Below are 19,756 nucleotides of genomic sequence, written 5' to 3'. Positions count from 1 at the left end.
TGCGGAACTGGATGAATCGGGACGCGGTCGACTCTGGCCGCAAGCCCGGCATGACCAGCGATGAGCACCGTGAGCTTGTCGAGTTGCGGCGCCGGAACCGTGTGCTGGAGATGGAGATTGAGATCCTCAAGCGCGCGTCGGTGAACTCAACCCGTCAGCGCAACACCATCGATGATCTTCTCGGAGGTGTGGTGTGGCAAAGATCGGTAGACCGGGGTTGCCGTCGGATCGGCGACAGCAAGTATGGGAGCTGTGGAAGGCGGGGGCATCGATCAGCGAGATCTCCCGGACGGTGGAGTCGCCGCCCGGATCAATCTTCTCGATCCTGCTGCCCTTCGGGGGCTTCTATCAGGCACCGCAGCGGCGCAGGGCGGGGACGCTGACGCTCGAAGAGCGTGAAGAGATTTCTAGAGGCCTCGCGGCGGGTGAGTCGTATCGCGCGATCGGGCGTCGTCTCGGCCGGCCGGCATCGACGATCAGCCGCGAAGTGGCGAAAAACAAGGGTGCCCGCCGCTATCGTGCGGTCGATGCCGAGGACAGAGCGTGGCGCCGCGCACGCCGGCCACAGAAGTGCAAGCTCGCGAGGAACCCTGTGCTGCGCGGTTACGTCGCGGCAAGGCTTCGGGAAGACTGGTCACCAGAGCAGATCGCCGGGACGCTCCGCAAGCGCCACCCAGCGGGGAGCGGGATGCGGGTGTCACACGAAACGATCTACAAGTCGCTGTTCGTGCAGTCGCGCGGCGTCCTCTCCAAGGAACTGCAGAAGCACCTGAGATCGGGAAGGCCGATCCGTCGCAGCGTTCACAACAACGTCACTGGCCAATGGCGATCGCAAATCAAGGACGCCGTATCGATCTCCGAGCGCCCCGCCGAGGTCGAAGATCGCGCGATCCCGGGGCATTGGGAGGGTGATCTTCTAATGGGTCGGCATTGGACCCAGATCGCCACAGTCGTCGAACGAGCCACCCGGTTCACCGTGCTTGTCCAGGTCGACGGCCGCGACATGGAGGCCGTCACTGCCGGTCTCTCACGCGAGATGAACCTGCTGCCTGAGCAGCTGCGCCGCTCGCTGACCTGGGATCGGGGCATGGAGCTGGCCGATCACAAGTCCGTCACGAAGAACACGGGGCTTCACGTTTACTTCGCCGACCCACGCAGCCCATGGCAGCGCGGCACGAACGAGAACACCAACAGGCTCCTGCGTCAGTACTTCCCCAAGGGCGTAAGCATGAAGGATCTGACCCAGGCCGACCTCAACGTCGTCGCCGCACGGCTGAACTCTCGCCCAAGAAAGTCCCTCAGTTTCGACACCCCGGCCGATAGGCTCCAAGCACTGTTGCGCTGACGGGTTGAGTTCACCTCGGCCTACTTCGCGAGGGAGAACGTGCTCCCAAAATAGGGTTCCGGCTGGTCCAGGAGCTCGCCGCGGACGGTGTTCCCGTCGTGGTGGCCTGCCGGTTTCTGAACGTCTCGAAGTCTGGCTACTACGAGTGGGTGCGTCGACCGCCATCACCGCGGGCTCTCTCGGATGCGGAGCTGACGATGACGATCCGTCGCATTCACGCTGATTCCCGCGAAACCTATGGTGCTCCTCGCGTGCTGGCGGAGTTGCGACTCGGGCTCGGCGTTCACGTCGGCCGGAAGCGCGTCGCGAGGCTGATGCGGCGGGAGGGGCTGGTCGGCGTCTTGCATCGCCGCAAGCGGCGCGGCTGGAAGCCGGACACCGCCACGCACGAGGACCTCGTGAAGCGGCAGTTCCGCGCCGACGCGCCGAACCGGCTCTGGTTCTGCGACATCACGCAGCACCGCGCGAGGGACGGATGGGTTTACTGCGCCGCCGTGATCGACGCGTTCAGCCGCCGGATCGTGGGCTGGTCGATCTCGGATCGGATCACCGCAGAGATCGTTGTTGACGCGCTCGAAATGGCCCGGTGGCGCCGCCGCCCCGAGCCCGGAACCCCTGGAGTCCCGCGGGGTGGTGGTCTTTCGGGCCCGCGGCGTCGTGACCGCGACGGGGTGAGCCATCGTGCGATGGTCAGTGAGAACGACCAAGAACTCACACAGAAAGACGACACCGCACGATGGCTCTTGACCAGTCTGCCCTCCTCGAGCTGCTCGGGGAACTGAAGCTCACCGGCACCACCGACCGCATCCGAGCCGCGACCGAGCGGCTCTACCAGGAGCTGATCGACGCGGAGACAGCCGCATTCATCGGCGCCGCCCCCTACGAGCGCACGAGCGAGCGCACGACTACCCGCAACGGTTCCCGGCCGCGGGTGCTGTCGACCACGGCTGGGGATCTGGAGTTGCGGATCCCGAAGTTGCGGCAGGGGTCGTTCTTCCCGTCGCTGCTGGAGCGGCGCCGCCGGGTCGACCAAGCCTTGTTCGCGGTCGTGATGGAGGCCTACCTCCACGGCGTCTCAACCCGGAAGGTCGATGACCTCGTCAAAGCGCTCGGCGCTGACACTGGCATCTCGAAGTCCGAGGTGTCCCGCATCTGCCAAGGGCTCGACGCCGAGGTCGCATCGTTCCGCGACCGCTCGCTGTCTGACATCGCCTACCCCTACGTGTTCCTCGACGCGACCTACTGCAAGGTCCGCATCGACCACCGTGTCGTGTCCCAGGCGGTCGTCGTCGCGATCGGCGTCGCCGCTGACGGGCGGCGGGTCGTGCTGGGCTTCGATGTCGGAGACAGCGAGACCGAGGAGTTCTGGAAGCAGTTCCTGCGCTCGTTGAAGACACGAGGTCTGGGCGGGGTGAAGCTGGTGATCTCCGACGCCCACGCCGGACTGAAGAAGGCCGCAGCGACCGTGTTGCAGGGCGCCGCCTGGCAGCGCTGCCGCGTCCACTTCATGCGCAACGTCCTGACCGCCCTCCCGAAGGGCCGGCAGGAGATGGTCGCCAGCGTGATCCGCACGATCTTCGCCCAACCCGACGCCGAGCACATCGATGCCCAGTTCGACGAAGTCGTGCGCATGATCGAGCGCGTCCACCCCAAGACCGCCGTGATGCTCACCGACGCCCGTGACGACATCCTCGCGTTCAAAGCGTTCCCCGCCCGGCATTGGCGACAGATCTGGTCCACGAACCCGCTGGAACGCCTCAATCGGGAGATCAAGCGCCGCACCGACGTCGTTGGCGTGTTCCCGAACAACGCCGCCCTGCTCCGCCTGGCCGGCTCCGTCCTCGTCGAGCAACACGACGAATGGGAAGCCGCCGACCGCCGCTACTTCTCCGAAGCCTCCATGACCGAGCTCACCGCGACCACCCCCACCATCGACGAGGCGGTGATACTCCCCGAGATCACCGCCGCCTAAACTAACGACAGCTGATCATCGCAACGAAGCGAAAGACCACCACTCAAACGGACGCGGCCCCCGGAACCGTGGTCCACGCGGATCGAGGAGCGCAATACACCTCGTGGCTCTTCGGGCACCGACTCCGCCAAGCAGGTCTCCTCGGCTCGATGGGCAGAGTCGCCTCAAGCGTCGATAACGCCCTCATCGAGAGCTTCTGGTCGACGATGCAGCGCGAGCTACTGGATCGCACGTCCTGGGACTCAAGGACGCAACTCGCGTCGGCCATGTTCGAGTGGATCGAGGGGTTCTACAACCCTCGCCGCCGGCACACCAGCCTCGGCAACCTCAGCCCCGCCGAATACGAAGCCCTTCACACCGCCGCCGAAATCGCGGCATGATCAACACACAAGAACCGTCCGGGAAACCGGGTCAGGCTCCGACCGCGACCGCGACACGGACGGACAACTGACGGACGCGGGTGGCGCGTGATGCGGTTCTGGGAACACAAAGCAGTTGGGTACGCTTCCGACCGCGTCGAGTTGGCTGTGCGAGCGGCTATGGACTCGCGACCGCGGACGCGGACGACCGGCGGGGCCGCATCGCCGAGTTGACATGCTTGAAGTCGAGTCTCCAGAGCCACACGAGCGACTCGATGCTCGGCTGCGCGCGAAGAAGCGATAGGTCGTACCGCGTGACCCCGATCCGGCGTAGGTCGATCCCGGAGCGGGCGACGACGCGGGCGTCGCCAGGGTCCACGCGCCACAGCCCGGCATCCATTGCGAGGTGATGGTTCGCGCAAAGCACGAGGCCGTTCTCGGGCTTGTCGGTTCCGTTGGCGAACCGCGGGCGCAGATGAGCGGACGCGAGCAGGGCCCGCTCGTCGATCTCGCACACCGCGCACCGCGGCCCGTACCGATCCATCACCTCGAACGCGAATCGACGCTCGTTCATGCGGGCTGCGATGCGACGTGCGAGCCACTCCGGAGCTGAGTCCTGCGAGGCGAGGATCGGATGGCTCGGCGCAACGATCGGCTCAGGCACGAATGCAAGCAGGAACTCGCGCGCCTCGTCGTTGCACGCCTCGACGTACGCCAGGCGTACCTCTCGCGTCGGCGCATCCTTGTGCCCGCTAACGACGAAAATCGGCAGTCCAAGACGCATCGCCGTGCGGGTCGCCTCGATCTCGAGTTCGTCGTGCCCAGTGCGCTCGGTCTCGGGGAACTTGTAAATCAGGCCGCTGGCGGAGAGTATGTCTGCGTAGCTCGATCCGTCATGACGAACGCCGATCGTGATGCCGGAGGGAGCAGCGGCAGAGGCTGTGTTCTTCTTGTCGACCCAGACACCGCGATACCCGTTGTAGATTCCGAGAGAGCGGATGACCGAAGCTGGTGCAATCGCGTCCGGGTGCATAGACGTGAAGTCATGCCAGGCCGACTTGCGCCACCCCAGCTGCCCGGGCCAAGCTCGATCTTATTGCCGAGGTCCGATCGACGGACCTCGTTGACACGACGCGAGCAAGTTTCGGCGTGCTCAAGCATCTCGTGCGGGGTACCCGTCGCTAGGCTGACCGAGCCGAAGGCAAGAGAGCGCGAGGAAGCATGCACGTACAAGAGATTCGTCTCCAGCAGGTTCTCGAGGGCGCGAAGCAGTATCGCGTTCCGCTGTACCAGCGGACATACTCCTGGAGCTCAAAGCAGCTTGCCCGACTCTGGAGTGATGTCGTCGATTTGTCGGATGCGCGCGTCGATGACCCACGCGCAATCCACTTCACCGGATCCCTCGTTCTCTCGACCGGTGGCATCGGTCCAGGTGGCTCGGAGTTCCTCGTCGTCGATGGTCAGCAGCGACTGACAACACTCTCGGTGCTCATCGCGGCTATTCGGGACCACATCGCGAAGACCGACTCGGACGCTTCCCACAAGGTCGCTCGTCTGCACGAGACGTATCTGTCAGACCGTTTCAAGAGCGGCGACGACCGCCTCAAGCTGCTTCCAACGCAGGCAGACCGAACGGCGTTCCGAGCGATCGTCGACAACGCGGTTCTGGACGGTATGCATTCCGGCGTCATCGATGCATACCGGTTCTTCCGAACCCGCCTCGTCGAGGCCGACGACCCAGATGATCCGCACGACGTCGACCGCATCGCATCCGCCGTGCTTGATGGTCTCATCTTCGTGGCGATCACCGCGGGCCACGACGATAACGTCTACCGGATCTTCGAGTCGCTCAACAACACCGGAATGAAGCTCACCCAGGGTGACCTCCTGCGCAACTACATCTTCATGAGACTCGGCTCGAGCGGCGAACACGTTTACACCGCAGTATGGCTCCCGATGCAGACGACGCTCAGCTCCGCGGATCTTGAAGCGCTCTTCTGGATGGACATCACATGGTCCACGCCGGAGGCGAAACAGGGTGACATCTACGCGCTCCAGGAAGCGCGTCTCTCTCGTCTTGCCGACGCAGAAATCGAAGTCGAGGTTCGCCGCTACGCACGGCTCGCTGAGCTGGTTTCACAGATCCGTGACCCCTCCCGCTGCTCCGATCCGATCCTGCGTGAGCGTCTCGCTCGCCTGAATGTTTGGGGTTCAAGCGCCGCGGATCCGCTAGTGCTGCGCATTCTGAGTATTCAGGAGTCAGGAGTTGCAGCCGACACTGATGCTGCTGATGCGCTCGCAGTGCTCGAGTCCTACTTCGTCCGCCGTTTGGTCGTCAACGCTCCACCCAACGCGCTGTCACGCATCCTGCTTCGCGCGGCCGGTGAACTCGATGCGGCAGACCTCGCCGGATCGCTGCGGCGCTACTTCTCGACAGGACGCAAGTTCTACGCGACCGACCGGCAGATCGCGGATGCGGTCGTCGCCAAGCCGTTCTACTACTCGGGTCGGCCAACGCAGCGTAAGACTCTTCTGTCGTGGCTCGAGCAGCTCGCAGCGGGCAAGGAGCCCGCGTCCCTCGGTGCTGCCACGATCGAGCACGTCATGCCTCAGACGCTCACTGATGCGTGGCGCGATGATCTCTCGCTCGACCTCGGCGAGTTCGCAACCGTCGACGACCTTCACGAGGCCTACCTACACACCCTCGCGAACCTCACCTTGACCGGGTACAACTCGGAGCTGAGCAACGCCCCCTTCGGTTCGAAGCGCGCGCTTCTGGCCGACAGCAACATCGCTTTGAATAAACCGATTGCAGCAGCTGACACGTGGGGGCGGCAGCAGATCCTTGGGCGCGGCGCAGCTCTCGCGCAGAGCATCTGCGCTGAGTGGGTCGCACCGCTTGCCGAGACGGATGTCATCGAATCCGGGGTCGCGTGGAAGCTCGCGACCGAGGTGATCGAGTCGATCCCGGAAGGCCGGTGGACCACCTACGGAAACGTCGCGACCATTGCCGGCACTCATCCGGTCCCTCTCGGCGTCTTCCTCGGGAAGAACTTCGTCACGAACGCGTGGCGCGTTCTCCAGGCGGCGGGCACGATTTCACCGGGCTTCCGGTGGCCATCGGGCAGCCCCAATGACGGCCGCGAGCCGCAGGACGTGCTCCTCGAGGAAGGTGTCGAGTTCGACGCCGAGGGACGTGCGGACGCCGATAGCAAGCTCGGGGTTGCCGACCTTGCGGAGCTGCTCGGAGTGCCGGTTGACTCATCCGACCTAGATGACGAACACGATGACTCCGACGAGCGGGAGAGCGCCTATCTCGCACAGTTGGCGACGAGGTTCACGCCTGCGACCATTCACGGCGTTATCGAGGTTCTGCAAGCGTGGCGAGCGCTCGGCGGCTACGTCACGTTCGGCACGTCGAATGACATCGGCGCATTCCTCCATGTCCGAGAGCCCGGTTCGGCATCCCACATCTGGCCGCTCGTCATCTACAGCTACGGAAGTGTCGAGGTCGTCTTCCAATGGCTCGCGAGTCGTCCACCCTTCGATGACATACGAATGCGCGATGAGCTCCGTAATCGCCTCAACCGGGCGCGAGGCGTCGCCATAGAGGACTCGAAGCTGAGGGTGCGGCCGGCCTTCTCGGTCGATGTACTCGCCGACGTGTCGGATCGACAGCATGTGATCGACGCCCTCGAGTGGTTCATGGAAGTCATGGGCGAGCACGATCGCCTCGTCCAGGCCGACTCTTCCGGCGAACAAGGGACGATCACATTCACCCTCGATGGCGAACTGCGCGAGCTTTCCCGGGACACAGTGACCGAGCGCCTCCGGGGTCACGTCCCCGGCAATATTCTGACGTACTGGGTGAACGTGGAGGGCGTGCACTGGCCCGTAAAGCAGGTGCTTTCGATCGCGCTCGGGATCGAAGCGAAGCAATTCCAATCGTGGGACGCTCGTCGACGCCTGGAGGCTCTCGGATTCGAGATCGGCCGCACCTGATATCTCGTAGCGGGGTTCGGGGCGCTCGTCGGTTCGTTGTCGACCGTTGTGCGCGTTCGCTCCGACAACTAGCCACCCCAGCGACCGGGCGCGCCGCAGTGCCATTCGTCGAACGGCTGCTAACGCATGGCGCCAGCGCGGAGTCTGCATGGAGCGAGCGGCGAGAACGGAGACGCGACTGGTCGCCACCCTCCCGGCGTCGGGGGAAGGCGCCACTCTCCTCCGACGGCAGTTGACGACGTCGGTCGACATCTATCCACATCTGTCATCGGCGGCATTGACGGCATCCGACCAGTGTCCGACACTGGCCCAATACTGACCGTCAAGCCGGCACGATCGGAGGCCGAAGTGGGCACCATCTCCTCGTATGAAACGGTGAAGGGGCGCCGCTACCGCGTGCGCTACCAGAAGCCGGACCGCACCGAGACGCAGAAGCGCGGCTTCACGACGATGCGCGAAGCGCAGGTCTACCTCTCTATGGTCACGGTGTCGAAGTCGAAGGGTGAGTACATCGATCCCGTGGCGTCGCGCGTGCCGGTCCGGATGTTCGCCGGCAGTTGGCTGCGTTCCAAGCGGCCGCCGATGTCGAAGCCTTCGTACTACATGACCCTCGAGCAGGCGTGGAAGAACCACGTCGCGCCGGTCTGGGCAGACAGGGAGATCTGGTCGATCCGACGCTCCGAGGTCCAGGACTGGGTGTCCGAGCTCGCGACGCGGAAGTCGCGCACCGTCGTCCTTCGCGCGCTCGGCGTCCTCGCCGGCATCCTCGACGTCGCCATCGATGATCGTCGCCTCTCGAACAATCCGGCCCGACATATCCGCAACCTCCCCCGAAACGGTCCGGGCAAGCGCCGCGTCTACCTCACACATGACCAGGTGGCGACCCTGGCGGCGTGCTCGGCGCATCCGACCATGGTTCTGACGCTCGCCTACACCGGCCTGCGCTGGGGCGAGGCGACCGGGTTGCGGGTGCGTAGCGTGAACCGACTACGAAAGCGCTTCGTCATCGAGGAGAACGCGGTGATGATCGGCTACGAGATCCATGTCGGCACGCCGAAGACGCACGAGAAGCGCTCGGTCCCATACCCAGAGCGTCTCGCTCCGATGATCGAGCAGGCCTGCGCCGGGAAGGGTCCGGAAGGGCTGCTCTTCGGCTACGGCGTCCACCACATGCGCAACTCGGGCAGTCAGGGCTGGTTCGCGAACGCGGTGAAGCGCGCGCAGGCGGTCGATCCATCGATCCCGCGGCTCACCCCTCACGATCTCCGTCACACCGCCGCATCGCTCGCGATCAGCTCCGGCGCGAACGTGAAGGCCGTGCAGCGGATGCTGGGGCACGCGTCGGCGGCGATGACGCTCGACACCTACGCCGATCTCTTCGACGACGATCTGGATGCCGTCGCAACGCGCCTCAACGACGCGATGCCACTGGTCGCGCTACCAGCGGGACCTCAGACCCGCTACGCCCGGCCGCAGCGGCCGTAGAGCAGATTGCTCAGTCTTCTGATGGCCCCGAAGCCCGCTCAGAATGCTCGATTTCGACGTTCTGAGACGCCGCACGGAGCACTGTGTAGGGCCTCGTTTCCGGCTCATAGGTTACTCAAATCCGGCCAAAAACCGGCCAAAAATGCAATCTACGAGGTCTGACCACAGAAGGAATCCCTGGTCAGAATCAAAAAACGACTGTGCCCCTGGAGGGACTCGAACCCCCAACCGTTTCCTTAGGACGGAACTGCTCTTCCATTGAGCTACAGAGGCTGGCAGAGCGAGTCTATCCGCGGCGCCCCCACCCCACCGCATCCGGAGCACGGCGAAGCCCCGCGACCGCAAGCACGACCGACACCACGCACATTCCCGCGACGACGCCCACCACGCCGCCCCACCCGAGCCCCGCGAAAACGAACCCGAGCGCCCACCCGACCGCGCTGGAGCCGGCGTAGTAGGCGAGGTAGTAGAGCGACGACGCCTGCGCCGGCGTGCCGGCGGGAGCGGATGCCGGCGTCCACCCGGAGGCGACCGCGTGCGCACCGAAGAACCCCGCCGTGAACACCACCAGCCCCACCACGATCACCGGGAGTGCGGGCACGAGGGTCACCAACACTCCCCCGGCCATCACGACGATCGACGCGAGCAGCACCGGCAATCGCCCGAAGCGGGCGGCGAGGGCGCCGGCTCTCGGGGACGACAGCGTGCCACCGAGGTAGGCGAGGAACAGGAGGCTCACGAACCCCAGCGGCAGGTCGTACGGCGGGGCGGCGAGCGCGAATCCCAGGTAGTTGTAGACGGCGACGAACCCTCCCATGAGGAGGAAGGCCTGCGCGTACAGCGCAAGCTGCGCTGTAAAGCGCAGGTTCGCGGCGAGCCGGCCCAGCAGCGCCCGCGGGTGCGTCGGCACCGCGGTGAATCGACGCGCCCGCGGCGACAGCCACAGGAACAGCACGGCGCACACCGCGCAGACGGCGGCCGCCGCGAAGACACCCCCGCGCCACATCCCGAACTCCGCGAAGGGTCCGGCGATGAGCCGCCCGGCGAGTCCGCCGACAGTGGTGCCGGCGATGTAGCTGCCGGCCGCGCGGGCCGCGTGTCCGGCGTGCACCTCCTCGTTGAGGTACGCCAGTGCGATGGCGGGCACCGCACCCAGCGCGAGTCCTTCGACGAGGCGTGCGGCGAGGAATACCTCGATCGTCGGCGCGAACGGGGCGAGGAGTCCCACAAGGGTGGCGACGACGATGCCGGTGGCCATCGTGGCGCGTCGGCCGAACCGGTCGGCGGCGACCGACCACGGGATGACCGCGACGGCGAGCCCGAGGGTGGCGGCGGAGACGGCGAGGGCTGCCGTGGCCGGAGCGATGTCGAGGTCGGCGGAGAAGAAGGGCAGCACCGCCTGCGGCGAGTACAGCTGGGCGAAGGTCGCGACACCGGCGAAGAACAGGCCGGCGATCAGCCGACGATAGGAGCGCTCGCCTGGCCGGTGTCCCTCGAAGTCCATCGCGTCCACGCTACGCCCGCGCGAAGGGCCGCGGAGCGCGCCGCATCCGGCCGGGCTTAGATGGGCGAGCCGTTCACCTCGGTCGCGGCGCGGCTGCCTACCCAGGCGCCGTACAGCGTGAACGCGAGCATGACGACGCAGCCGGCGATCACTCCTGCGGCGAGCACCGGGTCGGGAACGGGCAGTAGCGCGAACAGCCCCGTCGCGATCGCTGCCCATCCGGCGAACTCGGTGGGACGTTTGGCGCGGACGTGCGCCGCCAGCCATGCTTCGTCACTCGCCAGCGTGCTGGGGATGCGGATGCCCGCGAACTGATTCCGCTTGAGCCGGCCGGATGCTGTGGCGCGCGCCATCCACAGCAGAAGCATGCCCGCGCCGGCCATGACCACGAACAGGAGAAGGCTTACTGCGATGTCCATCGACTCTACGGTAGCCCTGCGAGCATGGCGCGGAGCTACTGGGGCGCCTGCCTGGACCTCAGTTGAAGATGCGCCGCCACACGTTCGTGTCCGCGAGGTCGAGCAGCTCATCCCCCCGGCCCGACAGCACTGTGCGAAGCGCCCACAACGTGAACCCCTTCGCCTGCGCGGCCGTGATCGTCGGCGGGATCGACAGTTCCTCCCGCGCCACGACCACGTCGACCAGCACCGGACCGGGCTCGGCGAACGCCCGCTGCAGCGCGGGCTCGAGGTCGGCGCTGTTCTCCACCCGGATGCCGGTGAGTCCCATGGCGGTCGCCACGTCGGCGAAGTTCGGATTCACGAGGTCGGTGCCGAAGTTCACGATGCCGGCCGACTTCATCTCGACCTCGATGAACCCAAGCGAGGAGTTGTTGAAGACGACGATCTTCACCGGCAGGTTGTTCTGCCGGATGGACGCGAGCTCGCCCATCAGCATCGTCAGCCCGCCGTCACCGGCGAGGGCGACGACCTGGCGCTTCCGGTCCACGGCCTGGGCACCGAGCGCCTGCGGAAGGGCGTTCGCCATGGATCCGTGGGTGAACGAGCCAAGCAGTCGCCGGTCGCGGGTCATGTTCAGATACCGCGCGGCCCAGATCACCGGCGTTCCGACGTCGGCGGTGAAGACCGCATCCTGGTCCGCCAGCTCGTCGATCAGCCGGGCGACGTACTGGGGGTGCACGGGCGCGCGGCCGTCGTCGTTGGCGAGCCCGTCGAGATCCCGCCGGGTCTTCTCGTAGTGCTTGACCGCATCCTTCAGGTGCTTGTCGTCGCGGTTCGTCTTCAGGAACGGGACGAGCGCGGATGCCGTATCACCGACGTTGCCGACGAGACCCACGTCGATGGGCGTGCGGCGACCGAGCTGCTCGCCCCGGACGTCGACCTGCACGATCTTCGCCTTCTCCGGGTAGAACTGCCGGTACGGGAAGTCGGTCCCGAGCATGAGAAGCACGTCGCACTTCTCCATGGCACGGTAACCGGACGCGAAACCGAGGAGGCCCGTCATGCCCACGTCGTACGGGTTGTCGTACTCGATGTGCTCCTTGCCGCGAAAGGCATGCACGATCGGTGCCTGCAGCCGTTCGGCGAGCGCGAGCACCTCGGCGTGCGCCCCGGCGACCCCGGCACCCGCGAGGATCGTGACCCGCTTGCCCTGGTCCAGGACCTCGGCGGCGGCCTGCAGCTCCGCCTCCGAAGGCAGGATCCGGGGTGCGGTCGCGTGGATGGGCGCGGACGAGCGCCGGGTCGGCGCATCCTGGAAGAAGATCTCCCCCGGCACGATCACCACGGCGACGCCGCGCTTCTCGACCGCGGTGCGCATCGCGGTCTCGAGCACCCACGGCGCCTGGGATGCCTCGCCGACCATCTCGCAGTAGACGCTGCACTCGCGGAAGATCTCCGTCGGATGCGTCTCCTGGAAGTACCCGCTCCCGATCTCGGAGGAAGGGATGTGCGAGGCGATCGCCAGCACCGGCACGCGGGAGCGCTGCGCGTCATAGAGCCCGTTGATGAAGTGCAGGTTCCCAGGGCCGCAACTGCCGGCGACGACCGCCAGCTCCCCCGTGATCTCGGCATCCGCACCGGCCGCGAACGCCGCGGATTCCTCGTGCCGCATGTGCAGCCACTGGATGGTGCCGTCCCGCCGGACCGCATCGGTCACGGCATTCAGCGAGTCGCCGGGGAGCCCCCACATGCGGGTGATCCCGGCGCGCGAGATCGTCTGAACGAACAGTTCCGCGATGTTCTGTGCCATGCCGGCAGGCTAGGTCGCCGATATGTCGGCGAGGAGGGGGTTGCGCCGTCGATGGATGCCGAACAGGCGGTCGGCCTACGGCAAGCGGTCCGCGCCCGTGGCGCCGACGACACCCCGCGCGCTGCGCTCCAGGAAGCCGACGATGTCCGCAGCATCCATCTCGGTGCCCAGAGCCAGCTCGATGAGCACCTCTTCGGCGAACGAGACCCACGACCGCAGGGCGACGCGGAGGAGCTCCGAGTCCTCGACGCCGAGCTCCAGGAAGACGGTGATGATGCGTTCCGCGTGGACGTCACGCGTGTCGTCGACGATGGTCCGGACCACGCCGTCGCCGCTTGCGACGCCGCGAACGAGGGAGAAGAAGGTGCCGCGGTGCTCGCGGACGAACTGGACGATGCGGGCGAGCGTGTCGCGCAGTCGCTCGACGGGATCGAGCGCGGGCTTCGGGGCGGATGCCGCCAACATGCTGGCGCCGGCGGTGGTGACCACCGCGCGGTGAAGCCCCTGCTTGGAGCCGAAATAGTGGAAGACGAGGCCCCGCGACACTCCCGCTCGCGCGGAGAGCTCCTCGATGGTCAGATCGTCGAGCGGCCGCTCCGCGAGGAAAGCGACCCCGAGCGCGAGCAGCTGCGCCCGCCGTTCCTCCGGTGTCAGGCGTCGCCGCCGATCGCTGTCCACCCTCCGACCCTAACCACCCGCGCCCGAGGAAACGGGGATGAGACTCCTCTCACGTCCTATTGACACTCTGTCAACGCTGCGTAGGGTCGGAACCCGACGGCATCGTCGCCGTCTCTCACTCTCGGAGGACCGATGAAGTTCCGCAACCTCACCCGATCCCGCGGTGGCCGCGTGGCCCTCGCCGCCGTTCCCGTCGCCGTCGTCGCCAGCGTCCTCATGGGCGGCGTCGCACAGGGCGCCGTACCGGTCTCGTTCGCCGTCTCCGGCAGTCAGTTCCAGATCAGCGCCTCGCGCCTCGACGGCACCGGCTTCTCGCAGTACGGCGGCGTCACGCAGGACACCGCGGGAGGCGAGCACTCCGTCGCGATCGCCAACATCAAGTCGGCGACGCTCGCCGACCTCTGCCAGTCGATCGTCACGGAGACTCCCCTCGGCACGGTGGGCGTCCTCATCAAGGCCGGCGGCGGGGGTAACCCTGCGACCGCGTCCGACCTGCAGCTCGGGATGACGGGACTTCGCGGCGACTCCTCGTTCGGCAACATCCGCATCGGCGTCGACGCCTCCACGGTGAACACCGACGCGAAGGGCGACGCCGGCGACTTCGCGCAGGATGCCGACACCGTCACCATCACGAACCTGCAGCAGACCGCGTGGAGCACGCAGGCCTCGGTCTTCAACCTCACCGGTATGACGTTGGAGCTCACGGACGGCGAGACGTGCTTCTGACCCGAGCCGGGCGGCGCGAGATGGCAACGCAGAGCCCGGCCGAGGCGCCGACCCGGCGGTCTCGGTTCCGGCAGTGGCGGCGGCAGCGACCGCTCGTCGGCGGGATCCTGATCGCCCTCGGCGGGATCGAGATGTTCGGGTCGAGCCAGATGGATGTCGGCAAGCTCCACATCCAGCTGGGCATCGAAGGGCTGCAGGCGACAGTCATCCCGCTCGTCCTGCTCCTGCTCGGCGCGCTGATCATCGCGATGCCTGTGCACCGCATCTTCTACGGCGTGATCGCGCTCGCTGTCGCCCTGTACTCACTCATCGGCGTGAACCTCGGCGGCTTCCTGATCGGGATGCTGTTGAGCACCGTGGGCGGGATCCTCGCCGTGTCGTGGATGCCGCCGGTGCCCACCGCCGACAGTCGCGAGTCCTCGGCGGCTGGCGAGACCTCGACGGGCGGCGAGCCCTCGGTCGCCGTCGACCCGGCGGAGGACGGTCACACCTCGTGATCCACCCCGCACGTGCCGCCGCCGTACTCGTCGCCGGCCTCGTCGCCGCGGCGGGGCTCTCCGGCGCAGCGGCCGCGCCCTCGGCGCCGACGGCGGCCTTCTGCATCCCGATCCCCTTCCTCGTAACGTGCGACACGGATGCCGGCACGCCGTCACCGACGCCGACGCCCACCGGCACGAAAACCCCGGGGGCCGGGGGCTCACTGATCCCCGGCATCCTCGACCCCGGCACGCTCGACCCCGGCACGCTCGATCTCGGCACGGAGACCCCGGTCCCGGCGCCCGAGCCCACTGCCCCCGCTCCCGCGGACGCCGTGCCGGATGACACCGCGCCGATCTTCACCCAGCCGCCCGCGCCGATGGGCTCGGAGTCGCTCTCGTTCACCGGGTTGAAGGGCATCAGCGTCGTCACCGTCCCGCTCGCGGACGGCACCCGCACCACCGCGGTGAAGATCTCGGCGGACAGCATCACGATCGACGGCTTCTCGCTCACCGTGGGCCACTTCGAAGGCGCGGGTCTCGTGACGACCGCAGACCGCATGACCCTGCAGGGAAACGTGAGCGTCTACCTCGACTCGCTCACGGCCACCACGGCGAGCGGAGAATCTCTGACTCTCGGAGCAGACACGCCGCCCCCGAAAGACGGCATCGAGCCGACGCTCTTGCGCGTGACGTTCGGACTCGTCGGCGCGAGGGCCGATTCCATCTCCTACAGCCAGACCGATCAGCGCATGGCTGAATAGCGGGCCAATCGCGACCTCCTGGCCTGCTCGCCTCGCCAAGAGTGCCAAATCCTCGGCGTGGACCTATCAGGTAAGGCCACCTGCGGCGAGGTGGCCCGCGATGAAGCGCCGCACTCCCTGCTGAGATCAACCATCGATCTCGCAAAGGAGTACCCCATGGTCGTCCTGTTCGTTCTCGGCATCCTTCTCGTCCTGGGTGTCGTCCTGGCCATCGCCGCCACGGTGCGTGCCATCGCGACGGATGGTCTCGCCGCGATCTCCCGCGTCGCGGCATACGACTCCCGGCACCCCAGCCGCTGACGTGGGAACTCCCTGGCAATGGGCCCGTGCGGTTGCATCCGAGCGCGATTCTCGGAATCGTGGCCGACTCCGCACCATCGATGGAAGGAGAGCACCATGCTCACACTGACGGAGAACGCGGCCACTGCGGTCAAGACCATCACGGCACAGATCCCCGCTGACGGCGGCGGACTGCGCATCCGCGACACCGGTCCCCAGACGGGTTTCGAACTCGCGCTCGCTCCCGATCCGGAGCCACTCGACACGGTCGTGGAGGCATCCGGCGCACGCGTGTTCGTCGATGAGTCGGCGAGCGTCGCCCTCGACGATCGCGTACTCGACGCCGAGATCGGCGACGACGGCTCCGTGCGTTTCGCCCTCGGCCTCGCCGGCTGAGCACCGCACCACGAGGTGAGGCCCGGGACCCCTCCCGGGCCTCACCTCGTCGGCTCTGCGGACCCGGCGTCGGTGTTCATCGGAAGTCCCGTGACCGGTGCTGGACGCCGACCCGGAGGTCTTCGAAGCCGTCGGCGACGATGTTGGCCACACCTTCGGCGGAGCGTTCCAGCATCCCCCGCACGATCAGGGCGGGAGCGTCGCGCGCGAGCCGGCGATATCGGTTCCAGACACCGACCGAGCAGATCACGTTCACCAGGCCGTGCTCGTCTTCGAGGTTCAAGAAGGTGATCCCGGATGCGGTGGCCGGCCGTTGCCGGTGCGTCACGAGTCCCGCGACCTCGATCCGCCGCCCCGATTCGGACGACCGCAGCTCGGTGGAGGTGAGCACCCCTCGGGCATCCAGCGCCGACCGGTAGTGCGTCATCGGATGATCGTCGGGGGTGATGCCGGTCGCCCAGAGATCGGCGGCCAGCACGTCATAGCTCGACGGATCGCCGAACAACGGCGGCTGCACGAAGGCCAGCGAGTCGGGCAGATACTGTGCGCGGTCCTCGGCCGCGGATCCCGCGAGCCAGATCGCCTCGCGCCGGGTGAGCCCGAAGCATTCGAACGCCCCGGCGGTCGCGAGGGATTCCAGCTGTGCGACGGTCAGGTCGGTCCGTCGCACGAGATCGCGCATGTCGCGGTACTCGCCGTCCCGCTCCCGGGCAGCGACGATGCGGGCGGCGACCTCCGCACCGATGCCGGTCACCTGCGCGAGCCCGAGACGCACCGCGAATGCTCCGTCACGCCGGTGCGCGACCGTCTCATCGGGGGCAGCAGGGTCGAACAGTCCCGCATCCGACTGTTCGGCGTGCGTGCACTGCGGCAGCCCGGTCGGTTTCCGCCGCGCCGCAGCATCCGCGTCCGAAGCCGGGTCAGCATCCGCATCCACTACCTCGAGCGGCTCCAGCCCGGCCAACGCCCCGGAGAGCTGCAGATGCGGGCGGCGCACCTCGACGCCGTGCCGGCGGGCGTCTGCGGTGAGGGTCGCGGGCGAATAGAACCCCATGGGCTGCGCGCGCAGGAGTCCCGCGAGGAACGCCGCCGGATAGTGCAGCTTCAGCCACGAGCTGGCGTAGACGAGGAGCGCGAACGACAGCGAATGCGACTCGGCGAAACCGAAGTTGGCGAAGGCCTGGATCTTGGCGTAGATCGCATCGGACTCCTCCTCGGTGAGCCCGTTCTCCTTCATGCCGCGGTACAGCTGCGCGCGCACCGACTCGATCCGCTCGAGCCCTCGCTTGGAGCCCATGGCTCGGCGCAGCACATCCGCCTCCTCGGCGGTGCAGTTGCCGATCTTCACCGCCATCTGCATCAGCTGCTCCTGGAACACGGGCACCCCGAGGGTCCGCTCCAGCACCTCCTTGAGCTTCGGATGCGGATAGGTGACCGGCTCCTGGCCCATCTTGCGGCGGACGAACGGATGCACCGCGCCGCCCTGAATGGGACCGGGACGGATGAGCGCGATCTCGATGGCGAGGTCGTAGAACGCGCGAGGACGAAGCCGGGGCAGGAGTCCCATCTGCGCCCGCGACTCCACCTGGAACACCCCGATCGCATCCGCCCGGCACAGCATGTCGTAGACCGCGGGCTCCTCCTTGGGCAGAGTGGCGAGGTCCCAGCGCTCCCCCGTGGCGGCATGGACGAGATCGAAACAGTGCTGCAGGGCCGCCAGCATGCCGAGGCCGAGCAGGTCGAACTTCACGAGGCCCATCCAGGCGGCGTCGTCCTTGTCCCACTGGATCACGGTGCGTCCCGGCATCCGTGCGTGCTCGATGGGGACCACCTCCCCCACGGGTCGGTCGGTGAGCACCATCCCGCCGGAGTGGATGCCGAGATGCCGCGGCGCCTTCAGCAGCTCGGTGGCGTACCCGATGACCTGATCGGGGATGTCGTGCCCCTCCGCCGACTCGGTCAGCGCCCCCCACCGCTCCACCTGCTTGGACCAGGCATCCTGCTGGCCGGGCGAGAATCCCAGCGCCCGCGCCATGTCGCGGACGGCGTTCTTCGGCCGGTATTGGATGACGTTGGCGACCTGCGCCGCCCGTTCGCGGCCGTACTCGCGGTAGACCCATTGGATGATCTCCTCGCGGCGGTCGGAGTCGAAGTCGACATCGATGTCGGGCTCCTCCTCGCGCATGCTCGAGAGGAACCGCTCGAACGGCAGCTGATACCGGATCGCGTCGACCGCGGTGATGCCGAGCACGTAGCAGACGGCGCTGGCGGCGGCCGAACCGCGCCCCTGACAGAGGATGCCGCGAGTGCGCGCCTCGGTGACGATGCCGTGCACGATGAGGAAGTACCCGGGGAAGTCCTTCTGCTCGATGACATCGAGCTCCCGCTCCAGTCTCTTGCGGTGATCCTCGGGCATGTCCGGATACCGCTCCGCCGCCCCGAGCCAGACGAGCTCCCGCAGATACGACATGGGGGTGTGCCCCTCCGGGACCTTCTGCTTCGGCAGTGCCGGGCGGGCGCTCCGCAGGGGGAAGGCCAGCTCGTCGGCCAGGGTCACCGTGCGTGCGACCGCGCCGGGATACCGGGCGAACCGGGCGGTCATCTCCGCGCCGGAGCGCAGGAACGCTCCCCCGTGGGCGGGCAGCCAGCCGTCGAGTTCGTCCATGCTGCGGTTCGCCCGCACCGCCGCGACCGCCGCCGCGAGCAGCCTCTTCTCGGGCACGGCGTAGTGCACGTTGCCGGTGGCGAGCACCGGCAGGCCGCGGTCGGCGGCGAGCGCGGCGAGCACGTCGTTGTCGCGGCTGTCACCCGGGTCGCCGTGGTCGAAGAGTTCGACCTGCACGGCTCCCGGGCCGAACAGGTCGACGAGCAGATCGAGCTGCTCGGCGGCTGCCGCGGGTCCGGATGCGGCGAGCGCCTGCCGCACGGCGCCCTTCCGGCATCCGGTGAGCACCGCCCAGTGCCCGCCTGCCTGATCGGCGAGCTCGCGGAGGTCGTACAGCGGCCGGCCCTTCTCGGCGCCGCGCAACTGCGCACGGGTGAGTGCGCCGGCGAGCCGGTGGTACCCCTCCTCTTGTCGCGCGAGGACGAGCAGGTGGGTGCCCACCGGGTCGGGTTCGCCCTTCTGCGGGGCGGGGAGACCCAGCGAGAGCTCGGCGCCGAACACGGTCTTCAGCGTGCGCGTCTCGGCCGCCTCCGCCATCCGCACGATGCCGTAGAAGCCGTCGTGGTCGGTGACGGCAAGCGCGTGCAGCCCCAGGCGCTCGGCCTCCTCCACGAGTTCCTCCGGCGAGGACGCGCCGTCGAGGAACGAGTACGAGGTGTGCGCGTGCAGTTCGGCGTAGGGCACCGCGTCGACGGGACGCTCGATGGGTGCCCCGATGTAGGGCCCACGTTTGTGGGAGAACGCAGGACCGTCGCCGCCGTCGGCGGGCGCAGAGGCGGGACGCCGTTTGCCGCTGAGTGCCCGCTCCAGTTCCGACCAGGGCACGGAGGGGTTGTTGAATCCCATCAGTCGACCCCCGTTCCTGCCCGGTGCGCGGCGCCGCTGTGCCGGGAG

The 19,756-nt window shown here is 67.4% G+C and carries 17 protein-coding genes and 1 tRNA gene; 11 read left to right on the top strand and 7 right to left on the bottom strand.

Translation table 11 applies throughout. The features are described 5' to 3' along the window. Positions 1–193 precede the first annotated feature (193 nt). From NT132_RS14100 to NT132_RS14085, 4 genes are all read left to right on the top strand, one after another. Positions 194–1,345, top strand: coding sequence for an IS30 family transposase (locus NT132_RS14100; RefSeq protein WP_297790138.1), 1,152 nt, complete (start codon positions 194–196; stop codon positions 1,343–1,345). A gap of 50 nt (positions 1,346–1,395) precedes the next feature. After that, positions 1,396–2,127 carry an IS3 family transposase gene (locus NT132_RS14095; protein ID WP_297790142.1) on the top strand — a complete coding sequence of 244 codons (732 nt, stop codon included), beginning with the start codon at positions 1,396–1,398 and terminating at the stop codon, positions 2,125–2,127. After that, positions 2,082–3,317 carry an IS256 family transposase gene (locus tag NT132_RS14090; RefSeq protein WP_046746337.1) on the top strand — a complete coding sequence of 412 codons (1,236 nt, stop codon included), beginning with the start codon at positions 2,082–2,084 and terminating at the stop codon, positions 3,315–3,317. Before NT132_RS14095 ends, NT132_RS14090 begins: the two co-directional genes overlap by 46 nt. A gap of 149 nt (positions 3,318–3,466) precedes the next feature. Next, the gene (locus tag NT132_RS14085) at positions 3,467–3,697 is read left to right on the top strand and encodes an integrase core domain-containing protein (RefSeq protein ID WP_297790133.1); all 231 of its coding nucleotides are present in this window, start codon (positions 3,467–3,469) and stop codon (positions 3,695–3,697) included. Positions 3,698–3,854: 157 nt separating this feature from the next. On the opposite strand, the gene NT132_RS14080 is transcribed toward NT132_RS14085, so the two are convergent. Further along, positions 3,855–4,709 (bottom strand): HNH endonuclease, encoded by an 855-nt coding sequence (locus NT132_RS14080; protein ID WP_297790131.1) that lies wholly within the window; start codon positions 4,707–4,709, stop codon positions 3,855–3,857. 188 nt (positions 4,710–4,897) lie between these two features. Between NT132_RS14080 and NT132_RS14075 the strand changes: the two genes are divergently transcribed. After that, positions 4,898–7,678: a DUF262 domain-containing protein gene (locus tag NT132_RS14075; RefSeq protein WP_297790129.1), complete on the top strand. Its 2,781-nt coding sequence runs from the start codon at positions 4,898–4,900 to the stop codon at positions 7,676–7,678. A 348-nt stretch (positions 7,679–8,026) separates the two neighbouring features. Further along, positions 8,027–9,163, top strand: a complete 1,137-nt coding sequence (locus tag NT132_RS14070) for a site-specific integrase (protein ID WP_297790127.1) — start codon at positions 8,027–8,029, stop codon at positions 9,161–9,163. 201 nt (positions 9,164–9,364) lie between these two features. Here NT132_RS14070 and NT132_RS14065 read toward each other — a convergent pair. The 5 genes from NT132_RS14065 to NT132_RS14045 form a co-directional block, all read right to left on the bottom strand. Next, positions 9,365–9,436, bottom strand: a tRNA-Arg gene (locus NT132_RS14065). A 13-nt stretch (positions 9,437–9,449) separates the two neighbouring features. Next, complete coding sequence (locus tag NT132_RS14060) at positions 9,450–10,667, bottom strand: MFS transporter (RefSeq protein ID WP_297790125.1); 1,218 nt, start codon at positions 10,665–10,667, stop codon at positions 9,450–9,452. Between the two features lie 56 nt (positions 10,668–10,723). After that, positions 10,724–11,086, bottom strand: a complete 363-nt coding sequence (locus NT132_RS14055) for an SdpI family protein (protein WP_297790123.1) — start codon at positions 11,084–11,086, stop codon at positions 10,724–10,726. Between the two features lie 58 nt (positions 11,087–11,144). After that, positions 11,145–12,878, bottom strand: a complete 1,734-nt coding sequence (poxB, locus tag NT132_RS14050; RefSeq protein ID WP_297790121.1) for a ubiquinone-dependent pyruvate dehydrogenase — start codon at positions 12,876–12,878, stop codon at positions 11,145–11,147. A 75-nt stretch (positions 12,879–12,953) separates the two neighbouring features. Then, positions 12,954–13,556, bottom strand: a complete 603-nt coding sequence (locus NT132_RS14045; protein WP_297790119.1) for a TetR/AcrR family transcriptional regulator — start codon at positions 13,554–13,556, stop codon at positions 12,954–12,956. Between the two features lie 132 nt (positions 13,557–13,688). On the opposite strand from NT132_RS14045, the gene NT132_RS14040 reads away from it, so the two are divergent. The 5 genes from NT132_RS14040 (at position 13,689) to NT132_RS14020 (ending at position 16,197) form a co-directional block, all read left to right on the top strand. Beyond that, entirely contained in the window at positions 13,689–14,282 is a 594-nt protein-coding gene (locus NT132_RS14040) for a DUF6230 family protein (protein WP_297790117.1), read from the top strand. A gap of 20 nt (positions 14,283–14,302) precedes the next feature. Then, positions 14,303–14,779: a DUF6114 domain-containing protein gene (locus NT132_RS14035; RefSeq protein WP_297790115.1), complete on the top strand. Its 477-nt coding sequence runs from the start codon at positions 14,303–14,305 to the stop codon at positions 14,777–14,779. Continuing rightward, a complete protein-coding gene (locus NT132_RS14030; RefSeq protein ID WP_297790113.1) occupies positions 14,776–15,522 on the top strand; it encodes a hypothetical protein in 747 nt (248 codons plus the stop codon). The genes NT132_RS14035 and NT132_RS14030 overlap by 4 nt, the downstream gene beginning before the upstream one ends. A gap of 57 nt (positions 15,523–15,579) precedes the next feature. Next, the gene (locus NT132_RS14025; protein WP_297790112.1) at positions 15,580–15,822 is read left to right on the top strand and encodes a hypothetical protein; all 243 of its coding nucleotides are present in this window, start codon (positions 15,580–15,582) and stop codon (positions 15,820–15,822) included. Between the two features lie 96 nt (positions 15,823–15,918). Beyond that, entirely contained in the window at positions 15,919–16,197 is a 279-nt protein-coding gene (locus NT132_RS14020) for a Fe-S cluster assembly protein HesB (protein ID WP_297790110.1), read from the top strand. A 76-nt stretch (positions 16,198–16,273) separates the two neighbouring features. On the opposite strand, the gene NT132_RS14015 is transcribed toward NT132_RS14020, so the two are convergent. Then, entirely contained in the window at positions 16,274–19,708 is a 3,435-nt protein-coding gene (locus NT132_RS14015) for an error-prone DNA polymerase (RefSeq protein WP_297790108.1), read from the bottom strand. Positions 19,709–19,756: the final 48 nt, after the last annotated feature.

Source organism: Microbacterium sp. (assembly GCF_026393345.1).
In the GTDB taxonomy this organism is placed as follows: Bacteria; Actinomycetota; Actinomycetes; order Actinomycetales; family Microbacteriaceae; genus Microbacterium.
Note: the sequence above shows the minus strand (reverse complement) of the source record. Positions and strands in the feature narration are given on the sequence as shown.

Coding starts and splice junctions, on each gene's coding strand:
- NT132_RS14020 (WP_297790110.1), top strand. CDS start 15,919: ATGCTCACACTGACGGAGAACGCGGCCACTGCGGTCAAGACCATCACG.
- NT132_RS14060 (WP_297790125.1), bottom strand. CDS start 10,667: ATGGACTTCGAGGGACACCGGCCAGGCGAGCGCTCCTATCGTCGGCTG.
- poxB (WP_297790121.1), bottom strand. CDS start 12,878: ATGGCACAGAACATCGCGGAACTGTTCGTTCAGACGATCTCGCGCGCC.
- NT132_RS14035 (WP_297790115.1), top strand. CDS start 14,303: ATGGCAACGCAGAGCCCGGCCGAGGCGCCGACCCGGCGGTCTCGGTTC.
- NT132_RS14015 (WP_297790108.1), bottom strand. CDS start 19,708: ATGGGATTCAACAACCCCTCCGTGCCCTGGTCGGAACTGGAGCGGGCA.
- NT132_RS14090 (WP_046746337.1), top strand. CDS start 2,082: ATGGCTCTTGACCAGTCTGCCCTCCTCGAGCTGCTCGGGGAACTGAAG.
- NT132_RS14055 (WP_297790123.1), bottom strand. CDS start 11,086: ATGGACATCGCAGTAAGCCTTCTCCTGTTCGTGGTCATGGCCGGCGCG.
- NT132_RS14085 (WP_297790133.1), top strand. CDS start 3,467: ATGGGCAGAGTCGCCTCAAGCGTCGATAACGCCCTCATCGAGAGCTTC.
- NT132_RS14075 (WP_297790129.1), top strand. CDS start 4,898: ATGCACGTACAAGAGATTCGTCTCCAGCAGGTTCTCGAGGGCGCGAAG.
- NT132_RS14040 (WP_297790117.1), top strand. CDS start 13,689: ATGAAGTTCCGCAACCTCACCCGATCCCGCGGTGGCCGCGTGGCCCTC.
- NT132_RS14080 (WP_297790131.1), bottom strand. CDS start 4,709: ATGCACCCGGACGCGATTGCACCAGCTTCGGTCATCCGCTCTCTCGGA.